General features: G+C 55.3%; 10 protein-coding genes. 6 read left to right on the top strand and 4 right to left on the bottom strand.

What is annotated here, in order from left to right; translation table 11 throughout:
- Positions 1-69 precede the first annotated feature (69 nt).
- Together SH528x_RS05925 and SH528x_RS05920 are read right to left on the bottom strand one after the other, a co-directional pair.
- Positions 70-2331 carry an AMP-binding protein gene (locus tag SH528x_RS05925; protein WP_442512085.1) on the bottom strand — a complete coding sequence of 754 codons (2262 nt, stop codon included), beginning with the start codon at positions 2329-2331 and terminating at the stop codon, positions 70-72.
- A 459-nt stretch (positions 2332-2790) separates the two neighbouring features.
- Positions 2791-3891 (bottom strand): deoxyribonuclease I, encoded by a 1101-nt coding sequence (locus tag SH528x_RS05920; RefSeq protein WP_442509604.1) that lies wholly within the window; start codon positions 3889-3891, stop codon positions 2791-2793.
- Between the two features lie 392 nt (positions 3892-4283).
- On the opposite strand from SH528x_RS05920, the gene odhB reads away from it, so the two are divergent.
- Both odhB and SH528x_RS05910 read left to right on the top strand, forming a co-directional pair.
- Positions 4284-5597: a 2-oxoglutarate dehydrogenase complex dihydrolipoyllysine-residue succinyltransferase gene (gene odhB / locus SH528x_RS05915; RefSeq protein ID WP_442509603.1), complete on the top strand. Its 1314-nt coding sequence runs from the start codon at positions 4284-4286 to the stop codon at positions 5595-5597.
- Positions 5598-5627: 30 nt separating this feature from the next.
- Entirely contained in the window at positions 5628-6539 is a 912-nt protein-coding gene (locus tag SH528x_RS05910) for a universal stress protein (protein WP_442509602.1), read from the top strand.
- An 88-nt stretch (positions 6540-6627) separates the two neighbouring features.
- On the opposite strand, the gene SH528x_RS05905 is transcribed toward SH528x_RS05910, so the two are convergent.
- Positions 6628-7698 (bottom strand): SDR family oxidoreductase, encoded by a 1071-nt coding sequence (locus tag SH528x_RS05905; RefSeq protein ID WP_442509601.1) that lies wholly within the window; start codon positions 7696-7698, stop codon positions 6628-6630.
- 97 nt (positions 7699-7795) lie between these two features.
- Between SH528x_RS05905 and SH528x_RS05900 the strand changes: the two genes are divergently transcribed.
- Positions 7796-8674 (top strand): histidinol-phosphatase, encoded by an 879-nt coding sequence (locus SH528x_RS05900; RefSeq protein WP_442509600.1) that lies wholly within the window; start codon positions 7796-7798, stop codon positions 8672-8674.
- A 353-nt stretch (positions 8675-9027) separates the two neighbouring features.
- Here SH528x_RS05900 and lipA read toward each other — a convergent pair whose 3' ends face one another.
- On the bottom strand, positions 9028-9948 hold the full coding sequence (lipA, locus tag SH528x_RS05895) for a lipoyl synthase (protein ID WP_442509599.1): 921 nt from the start codon (positions 9946-9948) through the stop codon (positions 9028-9030).
- A 201-nt stretch (positions 9949-10149) separates the two neighbouring features.
- On the opposite strand from lipA, the gene smpB reads away from it, so the two are divergent.
- The 3 genes from smpB (at position 10150) to SH528x_RS05880 (ending at position 12955) form a co-directional block, all read left to right on the top strand.
- On the top strand, positions 10150-10653 hold the full coding sequence (gene smpB, locus SH528x_RS05890; protein ID WP_442509598.1) for an SsrA-binding protein SmpB: 504 nt from the start codon (positions 10150-10152) through the stop codon (positions 10651-10653).
- Between the two features lie 176 nt (positions 10654-10829).
- On the top strand, positions 10830-11522 hold the full coding sequence (locus SH528x_RS05885) for an ABC transporter ATP-binding protein (protein ID WP_442509597.1): 693 nt from the start codon (positions 10830-10832) through the stop codon (positions 11520-11522).
- Positions 11523-11590: 68 nt separating this feature from the next.
- Positions 11591-12955: an ABC transporter permease gene (locus SH528x_RS05880; protein WP_442509596.1), complete on the top strand. Its 1365-nt coding sequence runs from the start codon at positions 11591-11593 to the stop codon at positions 12953-12955.
- Positions 12956-13002 lie beyond the last annotated feature (47 nt).

Genomic DNA, 13002 nt, shown 5'->3' with positions numbered 1-13002 from the left:
AACTCAAAAAAGAACGACTCGCTTCCAAAGGGTCAGACCCCTTTTCGGATACTCTCTTAGCACCACGGCTCAGACTTCGCCGAAGTGTTGTTTGGCGACCATCTGAGCTCCCTTGATATCGAGTTTCCCAGTCCCGAGCTGCGGGATTTCTTCGACCTCCAGAAAACTGTCCGACGAGGGAATGAACAAGTTTGGCAAACCGGCCGAGACCAATCCGGCACGCACCTCGTCGTACGTTTTTGACGTCCGTAAATGCAGCACGACCAATCGTTCGCCCTTTTTGGCATCGGGGACTGCGGTCACACACACCGAGGGCCGTTCGATGTCGGTTTCCTGTGCCGCTGCGTCTGCAGCCTCACCTCCCGCACCACAGCCGTACACTTTGGCAATTTCTTCTTCGACGCGAAGATGCGGCACCATTTCGCCACCGATCTTCGAAAACCGACTCAGCCGACCGGTAATATGCAGGAAGCCTTGATCGTCCACATTGGCGATGTCCCCGGTCACGTACCAGCCGTCCTGGACCACTTTGCGAGTCAATTCATCTTGATTGACGTAGCCTTTCATCACGTTGGGTCCGGTCACCATCAGCATGCCGTCTTGGCCCGCCAATAGCTCGCTGCCATCCTCGGGCGAGACAATGCGTGCGCCAATTCCCGGAAGCGGGCGTCCCACACTGCCTTCGACGCGATCGAGTTGGTACCTCGCCGCCGAACGGCTGGGGGGAATATTGACTGAAACCAACGGACTGAGCTCGGTCGCACCATAACCTTCGACCGGACGTACGCCAAATCGTTCTTCGAACGCATCAAACAGTTCGGCCGGCATTTTTTCGGCGCCCACCACGACGACATCTAGGGTGGCGAATTGCTCGGGTTCGACGCGTCGCAGATAGCTTCGCAAAAACGTGGGTGTCCCCAGCAGCACCGAGGCCTTGAACTTGGCCGCCAGCTTACCGATTTGGCGAGCATCGAGCGGGTTGAAATGATAAACGCCAGTCGGTCCCAACGTCATCACCGCCCATAGTGTCACGCTGTAGCCGAAGGAGTGAAAGAAGGGCAGCACACCGATGACGATGTCTTGGTAATTAAGTCTGACGGCGCGGTCGATCGCGTCGACGTTATGGCTGATGTTGGCCTGAGTCAGCATCACGCCCTTGGGCATTCCAGTCGAACCACTGGTAAAGATGATCGTCAGCAAGTCATCCTTGTCGACTTTATGCAGTCCCAAGACGCGGTCTAGCACCGCAGCCGGCAGCAACACCGCTTGGATGAACGCGATGGCCTTGTCCCACTTGGTGACTTTGTCTTTGAGGGATTCGAGCAAAACGACGTCGGCGTCGAGTTGCAGATCCAGTTTGCTGAGAAATTTTTCGCTGGTCAGGACATGTTTGATTCCTGCATCGCGAATGCAGTGGTTCATCACCGTACTGGAAACGGTGTAGTTCAGGTTCGCAGTAACTCGGCGATCCATCGTCAACGCGATATTGGTCGCGACACCTCCGACACTAGGCGGCAACAAAATTGCCACGGTGGATTCATCGCGATCGAGCACGTCGCGGCGGAGCACTCGGCGTAGCGCCAGCACACGGATCAGCAACTCGCGTCCAGTGACCTCGTTGCCCATCGAATCCGCACACTGGACTTTGTTGCCTTTTTTCCGCCAGACGCGGATCACGCGACAGGCGAGTGTGGGAAACTTGTCACGTTGATCGATCGTTGCCCGCGCCCCGAGCGATTGAACTTGCGAGCGAACCAGTTCAAGCGGTGCGTCTCCTTCGAGCGGCGGTCCAATATAGAGCGTCAACGTGCGACGCAATTGAGTGGGCCTTTTGAAGAAGAACTTACCGCCCGAGAAACTGAAGATGCTGCCCCACATGCCTTCTAACCAAACTGGCATGATCGCCGCGTTGGTACCCTTCATGATCTTTTGGATCCCAGGCTTGAAGGCTTGCAATTGCCCGGTCCGCGTGATGGTGCCCTCGGGGAAAATCCCGACCACGTCTCCGTTGGTCAACCCTTCGCGAGCCGTCTTTAGAGCTCGACCGATCGACTTCGGCCCCGAGTACATCAGGATGGTGTCAAACGCCTTCCCTAAATAACTTCCAATTCGTGTGTCAAAGTTAGCACCGTCCACGATGAAGCGAACATTCTTGGGCAGCATCCAAAGCAATAAGATGCCATCGATCCAGGAAACATGATTGCTGGCGATCACGTAGCCACGGTCTTTGGGCAAATGCTCGAGCCCGACCACTCGTTTGCGATAAAGCGTCGCGAGTATTGGACGCATGAAACCACGGACAAAGGTTCGTGGCGAGAAGATCGCCAACATTACGACAAGGACCGCCAACACGGCGATGACAAGCAGTCCGATTTCAAGTCCGTTCACTTTGATCTTCTCTAGCAATAGATTCGTTCTCGTCGCAGAACAGCAGAGCGATCCAGCTGGCTACGATCATTGTAATGATTCTGCGTTACCATAATGCAATCACGCGGGGGGCGAAATTAGCCTCGCCAAGGTGGTTGCGTCTGGGAACACTTTCAAACAGGTTCCCAAGATTGCTCGGCAACATCTAATATCGTTCGCGTGACCTTGCCCCGACGAGCGCCGTTTACGCTGCCAGATTCTCTTACCTGAGCCCATTCATTGGCTCGTATTGCGCTCGCAAGAGGCAACACGCAAGCATTTTTTAGCGGTGCGGCGCAAGCCGCCCGGCCAATTTCGAACGATTTATTCGCTGCGACCGGACGGCTTGCGCCGTGCCGCTAACAAAGCAGTCGGCATTGGGGGCTACAACTGCCCACCTTCCACGGCAGTAAACTCGGCATACACCGGCAAATGGCTGGTGACGACTTCGGCGTCGGCAAGGCTCATGTTGTAGACACGCAAAAAGTCGAGAGCTCCGCCGCGGCCGAGATACTCGCTGCAAAACGTGGTATCCATCAGGATATTACTCGTTTGATAGCGGCCAAACACATCGGTAGGCACACTTCGCACCGCCGCAACCACGTTGTCACCCACCAGCGTCGGAACTAAATAAGCATCGTCAGCTTGGAAAAGGCCAGTGAGAACCACGTCGTCCTCGCCTCGCCCGTCGTTGCGAACGCTTTTCAGGATCCCCGGTAACAAGGCAACTTCGCTGGGTGCTTGGCCAAGATCGACGCGGATATTGACGAGCGAGAAGGTCCAAGCGGTTTCCACCGGTGGCTCAGCGGCCTGGAACCATGCGACCAGCGGATCGTAGCCCATCTGATTTTGGGGATCGGCGACGGTGTAAGTTTGATTGCGATCGACGCGGATACGTGTCGTGTCAAACAGGAACGCCAATTGTTCCTGGCGTCCGACAGGTCCATTGGTTTCGCCGAGCACAAAATCGTACCGACGACCTGATTGGTTGATCTCGTCGATCAAGCGAGGGATCAAGTCGCGTTCGATTGCGGCAATTTGCTGCAGGGCGACGATGTCAAACTGGTGAACGATTCGCACAATGTTTTGACGTGCGACCGGATTCGCCAATTTGGTTGGCCCAAATCCATCGAGTGCCCACGAGGCAATTCGCAAGTTAGCAATGCGGGCCGAGGATCGTGGCGTCGCACTGACCTTCGTCGCGGACACGGCGGTCCGGTTTGCCGATGCGAACGGATTTCCAGACGATGTTTCGCTCGCGGTTGCTGCGATACCAGAAACGAACCGCGACGAATCGCCGTTGAATTCGGACTCGCCTGGGAAACTTGTCAGTTCGGCGTCATCCCACAACTCGCTCTTGGGCGAAACACTAACGCCATCGAGCCCTTGAATATTGTAGTTTTTAAAGAAATACCAGCCGCCACCCACAAGTAGCAGAACTACCACGGCGACGTGAATCGGATTGCCACGGGTAGAGTCTTCCATTGCTCAAACGAGAGATGTCTTTAAAGGAACGGCATGAAATAGAGGGCGGCTGAGATTGAAGTGAAAATAGGGAGGGCCTTAGCGCGAATACGCCTCGACCCTAATGCCGCCTCATGCGTCATCGATCCGCCCGGGCTCGTTTCATCACGGAGAGTCGCAAATTTGCTCGCAGTCAAGCATCCAGACGTGGCCTACGCGTACCAAGAACTGCATTCGGTACATTCGCTAGGCTTTAACGCTGTTTCGTCGCACAGCCCCATTTTGAAACCGCCGAGTCGCTGACACGGTCGGAAACACGCGGTACGATGATGCGAAAGTGTGAAAGTCCGTTTTGCACGATCAAACTAGTAGTTAGTCCGTTTTGCCCTCTTTCTTACGAGCTGATACGAACCGTGAGCGAATCTATTAACGTCGACGTCCCTACCGTTGGTGAATCGATTAGCGAAGTGCAAATTGGCCAGTGGCTCAAACAAGAAGGAGATTGGGTCAAGGACGGAGAAGACCTCGTCGAAATCGAAACCGAAAAGGCCTCGGTGCAAATCCCGGCTCCTGGATCTGGATTTCTTGAGAATATCCAAAAAGCCTCCGAAGAATTTGCCTTGGTTGGCGAAACAATCGCTTCGATCCGACTAAGTGACGCTCCGGCTTCAAACGGCCCCCCCCCGACGGCAAGCTCGCCCTCGGCAAGTGCAGGCTCAAGCCCCGCATCGTCGGGAAATCAGGGCTCGGGAAGCCAAGGCTCACAAACGGCGACCGCCAGCGGCACATCCGCCACCTTTGTCATGCCGGCTGCAAAACGGCTGCTCGAAGAGCACGGATTGTCGCTAAACCAAGTGCCCGCCACAGGACCCGGTGGTCGACTACTCAAAGAAGACGTGCTGGCGTTCGTTCGCAATCGCGGTAACGCCCCCGCAGCTCCGACCGCAACCAAGCCGACGCCGAGTGTCCCCAGTCCCGCTCCGCGTCCGACGGCGTCCACGTCGTTGGTTGCCGACTCGGCACCCAATCGCAGCGAAGAGATCAAACCGCTCAGCATGTTGCGTCGCACCATCGCCGCTCGTTTGGTCGAGGCTCAACAAACCGCGGCATTGTTGACCACGTTCAACGAAATTGACATGCAGCCGGTAATGGCGATCCGCAAGAAATACAAAGACGCGTTCGCGGAGCGTCATGGGGTCAAACTTGGTTTCATGTCGTTCTTTGCGAAAGCCTCGGTCGAAGCACTTCGCCGCTACCCGTTGGTTAACGCAGAAATTCGCGATGACAATATTGTTTATCGCCATTACCATGATATTGGAGTCGCAATCGGAGGCGGCAAAGGGCTTGTCGTTCCGATTTTGCGAAACGTTGAACGCATGTCGTTTGCCGACGTCGAAGGAGGGATTGCCGAATTTGCCCGCCAAGCAGGCGAAAATCGCTTACAGCCAGGCGACTTGATCGGCGGCACCTTTACGATCAGTAACGGTGGTGTCTACGGATCGCTACTGAGCACTCCGATCGTCAATCCGCCGCAGAGCGGTATCTTAGGATTGCACTCGATCCAAGAACGTCCCGTGGCAATCGATGGCAACGTCGTGATTCGTCCGATGATGTATGTTGCGTTGACTTACGATCACCGGGTCGTTGATGGACGCGAAGCCGTGGGCTTCCTCAAGACGATCAAAGAGATCATCGAAGATCCGTCTCGTTTGTTCTTGGAACTGTAAGCCACGTTTTGCCAAGGAGAAAATGCAACCATGACTAAGGTCATCCTCGCTACTGACGGTTCGCAACAAGCGGACGATGCGATCGAGTTCTTGAAACGGATTCCGTTGCCGCGGCCGATCGACGTCCAAATCGTGACAAACGTCTTCGTTCCATTGAAAAATGGTGACTTGACCGATCCGCTGCTACGTGATTTTCGCGAACATCAAGAATCAGAAGCCAGTCGCTATTTGGTAAGATCCGAATTGGCATTGAGTGAGATCGCTGATACCGTTTCGCGAAAATTTTTGCATGGCGATATCGGCCACAGCATCGTCGAGTTTGCTGAGCAAAACGAAAGCGACTTCATTGTAATGGGAGCGACGGGGCATTCCGGAATTGGCCGAATGCTGTTGGGAAGTGTCAGCGATTATGTTGCCACGCATGCGCCGTGCAATGTGATTGTCGCACGCAAACCGCTGCATCAATGTTCGCAAGAAGATCCGATGAAAATCACCATCGGATATAACGATTGCGAAGGTTCGGAAGAGGCAATTCGCGAGTTCACGCAACTCGACTGGACGACCACCGCAGCGATCAGCCTACTCGGCGTGGTGCCCGTATTCCAAGGTTTTAGCCCTGATTTGATGCCTAACATCGTGCAATACCGCAGCGAGCAACGGGTCGCGGCGATGCGATATTTGAAAGCGGGTCGCGATCGACTGGTCAGTGAGCACTCGCAGTTGTCCAGCGATCAAATCTCGTGTGACGTTGTGGAAACCGATCATGTCGGCAACGCGATGATCGAACGACTCGAAGAAGAAAAGAGCGATCTGATTGTGATCGGCGATTCGCATCGCAGCCGCATCAGCCGCATGTTACTGGGCAGTGTGTCACGGTTCGTCCTGCAACACGCTCATTGCAGCATGTGGATCGCACGCGACAAAGACGCGGTGGAGGCTTGAGGGATGACGTAGCGAAAGTCGCCAAGACTTTCGGCAGATTACATTGCGAACCGAAACTCTTGGCGAGTTTCGCTACCCCCGCATTAGCTTACGCAAACCGGCTTGCACCCCAGACTTCATTGCGACTGGGCGGCACCAAGCCAGGCTTGGCGGGGTTCTGATAGAGCAGCGACTTGATCTTCTCTTCCGACCCCGAAAAGTCGTCATCGCGATCATAGTGCCACCGTTCGTGGTGGGGCAACCACTCGTCCGCAAGCGGCCATGGGTCAAATGGGTTGTAGCCGAGATCCTGCTGTAACTTGGACGAATCCATCGTCACATCGCCGGCGCGTGGCGGCATCGGACCGGCCTCGTGTCGCAGCGATTTGTGCAGCAGATCCGGATCGTAACCGCCCACGCGATTAACGACCTGGCCAATTTGATACAACGTCAAACGTCGAGGCCCTCCGGCGTGATATAGACCGGTGAGAGGTTTGTCCAACAGAGTGGCAAACAATCCGTTCATGCAATCGGTATAGGTGGGCGTCCGCACTTCGTCGGTAAAGAGCGTCGCCGGTTTGTTTTGCTTGAAGCGTGACGCGATCCAGTCGATTGCACCTGCGTGCTCATTAAAACTGATCCCCATCGGCAACGAGATGCGAAGCACGCAGGCATTGTCGCATTGCGAGAGCACAACGCTCTCGGCTTCGACCATTTTAGCGCCATACACGGTCACGGGATCGGTTGCGTCTTGTTCGTCATAGCTTCCGCCGTCGCGACCAGCGAACACTAGGTCAACCGACAAATGGATCACACGCGCATCGTGCCGGACGGCCTCGGCGATCATGTTCTCGGCACCGACGACATTCACACGATGTGCCATGTCGACATTCAATTCACACGATTTCAAACGACAACAACCACCGAAGTTCAGCAGGCTGCGGAATTGATATTGGTCCCATAACCGTGCCACACTGTCGGCGTCTTCGGCGTCACAGGCGACGATGCCGTCGCCCGAGAGTGGCCACATATTGGATTGACGAACCCCGATCACTTGATCGCCATACAGGTCCCGAAAGTAATGGAACGCGTTGTATCCTGGCACGCCTGCGATCCCGCTGACCAACATTGGCAGCGGCGGTGGAGCGTCGTTTTCGTAGTGGGGGTCCAGCAAATCCATGAACTTTGTTTTCGTCGTGTGCGTCAAATTGTAGCCAAGGGTGCCCTTGTCACTCTCGGGGAGCGACAAGTATGGTTGAAATGAAGTTTGCCTAATAATGGCGTCCGAGAACACCCACAATGGAAATCGACGAGTCGTGACAGAGCGAATTTTATTTGAATCGCACTCCCACACCCCTTTATGCATGCATGCCGACGGGATGCCAACGGAGTACGCCGAAGTAGCTTGGCAGCGTGGCCTGCGAGGGATCAACGTAACGTGCCACAACCCGATGCCCGACGGTTTTTCGGCGCATGTCCGCATGCGAGAAGACCAATTCGACGATTATGTCTCACTCGTGGACGCCACGCGGCAACAGTGGGCAGGACGCGTCGAAGTCCGACTGGGGTTGGAAGCCGATTATTTCGAGGGACATGAGGGTTACGTCGAAAAGCAGCTTCGCTCGGCTGATTTTCAATTCGTGCTCGGATCGGTCCACCCGCAAATCGGCGAATTTCGCGAGCGTTACTGGAACAACGATCCGTTGGAATTCCAACGCACTTACTTTCGGCTGCTCGCTCAATCCGCGGAAACCGGCCTGTTTGACTCGCTCTCCCACCCCGATTTGGTCAAAAACGTCACCGCCGACGCTTGGGACTTGGACCTGATCATGGACGATATCCGCGCCGCGCTGGACCGAATCGCCGCAACCGGCGTCGCCATGGAATTGAACACGTCGGGGGTCAACAAAACTATCTCACAGATGAATCCGTGCCCCGAGATGCTGGTCGAAATGTGTCAGCGGGGCATTCCGGTGACGATTGGTGCCGACGCGCATCAACCCGAACGCGTGGCCGACGGCTACGAAGCCGCATTGGAATTGCTGCAGCAGTGTGGTTACGAAAACATCAGCCTGTTCGAAGGCCGCAAACGCTATGAGGTTCCGATCATCGATGCACTTGCTAGCCTGCAGTCGGCCGAGTGCAAAACGTCGTAGGTCGCGTGGGGTTTGGCTTTGAAAAATCATAACCCAAAGCGTCAGCGAGGGTCTCTTGAACCAGCCCCGGTCCCTGGCCTATGCGTTTTGAATTTGCGCTATTTGCTGTCGCGGAGCGACAAATTTCGATAGCCTCGGACTTTAGTCCGAGGGATTTTCTTGGTGCCGATTTCAGAACCGATAGCCTTGGACTAAAGTCCAAGGCTATCCCATAAAGTGCCTCCGGCACAAAAACAGCAACTTCAAAGCTCACGCGTCGGGTAAGGACTGCCAAGCGATCCGCCGAAACTCTTGGCGAGTTTCGCTACGTCGAGTTTCGGTGCGATGATTGTGGCTCGTGGGGTTTCGCGAGCTCAGACAGCCGTTTCGGCCATGTCGCGTGCGTGATAGCTACTGCGAACGAACGGGCCGCTGGCGACTTTCTTGAATCCCATGCCCCGTGCGATCTCGCCCAGCTCGTCAAACTCTTCTGGTGGAACGTAACGGACCACGGGCAGATACTTTTCGCCTGGCTGCAGGTATTGGCCGAGCGTCAAAAAGTCGACGTCATGTTCGCGGAGATCGGCCAAGGCGTCGAGCAATTCGGCTCGTTCTTCGCCCAATCCCAACATCAAACCACTCTTGGTGCGAACGCTGGCGTCGTATTTCTTGACATCTAGCATCATCTGTAGCGTCCACGCATAGTCGCTCTTCGGCCCCCGCACGCGGCGGTACAACCGAGGTACCGTTTCCATATTGTGGTTGAAAACATCGGGGCGAGCTTCGATCACGCGAGCCAGCGAAGGTTTGCAGTGAACAAAGTCGGGGGTCAGCACTTCGGTTGTCGCCCCGGTACGTTCTCGCACGGCGACGACGCAGCGGTAAAAGTGATCGGCCCCGCCATCGGGTAGATCGTCGCGGGTCACACTGGTGATAACAACGTGCTTCAGCCCTAACCGCGCCGCCGCTTCGGCCAAACGCTCCGGTTCATCTGATTCGGGCAATTCCGGCGGTCGACCGCGATGCACTGCACAGAATCCACAGGGCCGCGTGCAGACGGCGCCCAAAATCATGAACGTCGCGGTTTGCTGGCTATAACATTCCATCCGGTTGGGACATTTTGCGTTGTCACAAACCGTTTCCAACTTCAATTCTTCCAACAATTCGGACGTCATGTGGTTGGAATTGCTGCGGGGGATTGGTCGTTTTAGCCAGCGGGGGAGCCGCCCCGTTGCGCTGACTTCGGCACCTTCAGGAATTTCAGGATCAGAGACGACAGGTAATCGAAATGCCATGGACGTAGGGGGATCGGTGGAACGAATGAACCAAATGGGGTTATCGTTCGCATTGTAGTAGACGACGGGCAATTGGTCACGCGCGGTGGGCTCTACCGCAGTGCACAAAATCCCGTACTTCTGCTGGAAAGATTCACGTGCCCTGGATAATCGAAGCCCGGCTGCGCTAAGTCGCAGCTTGGCGGTACAATTCGCCTCGTTATGGCTAAAAACAAGAAAACGAAAAAAAAGGCTGCGGGTAAAAAATCCGAGCCAACGATGACCATTGTGACCGAGAATCGCAAAGCGAGACATCGCTACGAGATCCTCGATTCGGTGGAGTGTGGACTGATGTTGATCGGCAGCGAAGTAAAGTCGATGCGGGATGGCAAAATGTCGCTGGACGAAGCCTACATCCGCGTCAAAGACAACGAGCTCTGGCTGATTGGCAGCGACATTGCCCATTACAAGAACGCGGGGATGTGGAACCATGATCCCCGGCGGCCTCGAAAACTGCTCGTTCACCGCCGTGAATACGACAAGTTCGCTGGCCGGGCGCACGAGCGGGGGCTGACCCTGATTGCGCTGCGTGTCTATTTCAACTCGCGTGGCATCGCCAAATGCGTGATGGGATTGGTCAAAGGAAAGAAACTGCACGACAAACGCGAAACCCTCAAAAAGCGGGATACCGATCGAGGATTGCAACGGGCAATGCGACCTCGCTAGAACATTTTGACTTTTGATGCAGCTACCATCGCCAGAGGTTGGACCACGTTCTGGCGAATGCGGCTACGACTTGAATCCCACGTCAGTTGTCAAATTGCTCTAAAGCGGCGGCACAACTCGATGGCGACGAAGCGAACACGATTTCGATAACCTGAAACATCTCCAACGATGCAACTATGTCTAACGTTGATACGACGCTGCGGATCTCGGATCTGACCAAGACTTTTGACCAACCCGGGGGCGGTCGATTGACGGTGCTGGATGTCCCCCAATTTGAAATCGCTGCAGGCGAACAAGTGGCCTTGATTGGGGAAAGCGGCGGTGGAAAAACCACGCTGCTGCATCTGATCGCGGGTTTGTTGGTTCCCGACTCGGGTTCGATTCGGGTCGCGGGCACCGAACTGACGCGGCTCAGTGAACAAGGTCGCGATCGCTTTCGCGCCTCCACGATCGGCTATGTCTTCCAAACGTTCAATCTGTTGCCTGCGTTCACGGCACTCGAAAATGTGCGGCTGGGGATGACCTTTGGACATGGCCATACCGACTCGGGGCGTGCCAGGGATCTGTTGGACCGTGTCGGGCTAAGCGATCGCGCCCATTATCGTCCAAGCCAGTTGAGTGTCGGTCAACAACAGCGTGTCGCGATCGCTCGTTCGTTGGCGGGAAAACCACGGCTACTGCTGTGCGACGAACCGACTGCGAATGTGGACCCCGTCAGCGCCGAAAATGTGTTGGATTTGATTCGCACCTCCTGCAACGAAGAAAACATCGCGATGTTGATGGTCACCCACAGCATGCAAGTGGCCGAGCGTTTTAGTCGGATCGACGATCTCAAAGAGATAAACCGAGCTTTTGCTGATAGCCAATAAGCCATCGCGCCAACGAAGTCCCTAGACAGTCGCACGCACTCGAGATCCACCTAAAGAAACACAGACGCATGTCCTTGATTCAAATTGCCTGGCGTAATTTTTGCCATCGTTCATTGTCCAGCGCCCTTACGACGCTGTCGCTAGCGTTGGGGGTCGGTTTAGTGGTGTTGGTATTGTCCATTTCTGGCATCGTCAGCGAAGCGTTCACTCGCAACGCATCGGTCGGTTACAACTTGGTCGTCGGCCCGAAAGGCAGTGCGCTGCAATTGACGCTGAACAGCGTCTATTACTTGAGCCAACCGATCGAAAACCTGCCTTTTACTGAGTACATGGAGTTTTTCGGTCAAGACGAACGGGCCGAGATGGTGCGTGAATATGGTGGCGATCCAGCACTGGGTGAACGTGACGGAATTTATGCCGGCTACATGGCGGGCGGCTATGCGATTCCATTGGCGTTGGGCGATTACTACGGCGAATTTCGCGTCGTCGGCACCACTCCCGAGTTCTTTGAAAAACTACGCCACGGCCCCGATGTCGACGAACCGTTTTCGTTCTCCGAAGGCCGGGCGCTGCAGGAATTCAGTGCCGAAAACGGCTACTTCGAAGCGGTGCTGGGTTCGCGTGTCGCCAGCGAAATGGGCAAACACGCAGGCGAAGAATTCTTTCCCACCCACGGGGATCCCGAGGGCGAAGGTCACGGCCAAGGATTCAAAATTGTTGGCATCCTCGATCCCACGGGCACTCCTAACGACCGCGCGGCGTTTGTGAATTTGGAGGGGTTCTACTTGCTCGACAATCACGCCAAACCGCTCAAGGGAGACGAAATCATCGAGGATCCTGCGGATTGGCAACAGCGTGACCCCGAGCACAAACCGCTGGTAATTCCGCAACGCGAAGTGACTTCGATTTTGATTCGCAATGGCAATTTGATGTTTGCACCTGGGATGCAAAACACGATTAATGAAGGGCTACAATCGCAAGCCGCCGCCCCGGTTGGCGAGATCGCCAAGCTGATGTCCGCGATCGTCGGTCCGCTACTCAAAGCGTTACTCGCGATCACCTTGATCACCTGTGTGGTGGCAGCGGTAGGCGTGTTGGTGGCGATTTACAACTCGATGAACGATCGGCGTCGCGACATCGCAGTGATGCGTGCTCTAGGGGCGCGCCGTGAAACCGTGACGGTCATTATCCTCGCCGAAAGCTTGATCATCGCGTTGGTGGGAGGAGTGTTAGGATGGTTTCTCGCTCACTTTGCGATCTGGAGTTCGAGTGGTTACATCGAAGCACAAACTGGCGTGCGAGTCAGCCTGTTCACGACCAGCACCTATGAAATTGCTGTGCTGCCGCTGGTGATTGCCTTGGCACTATTTGCCGGGTTCTTGCCTGCGTGGAGTGCCTATCGCACGGATGTCGGATCCAATTTGTCGGCATAACGATCGTTTTTGCGAGCTTTATTCGACTCGGATGACAGGTGCTTTTC

Source organism: Novipirellula methanifontis (genome assembly GCF_052161655.1).
Classification (GTDB): domain Bacteria; phylum Planctomycetota; class Planctomycetia; order Pirellulales; family Pirellulaceae; genus Novipirellula.
This window is presented reverse-complemented; position numbering and strand designations above follow the sequence as displayed.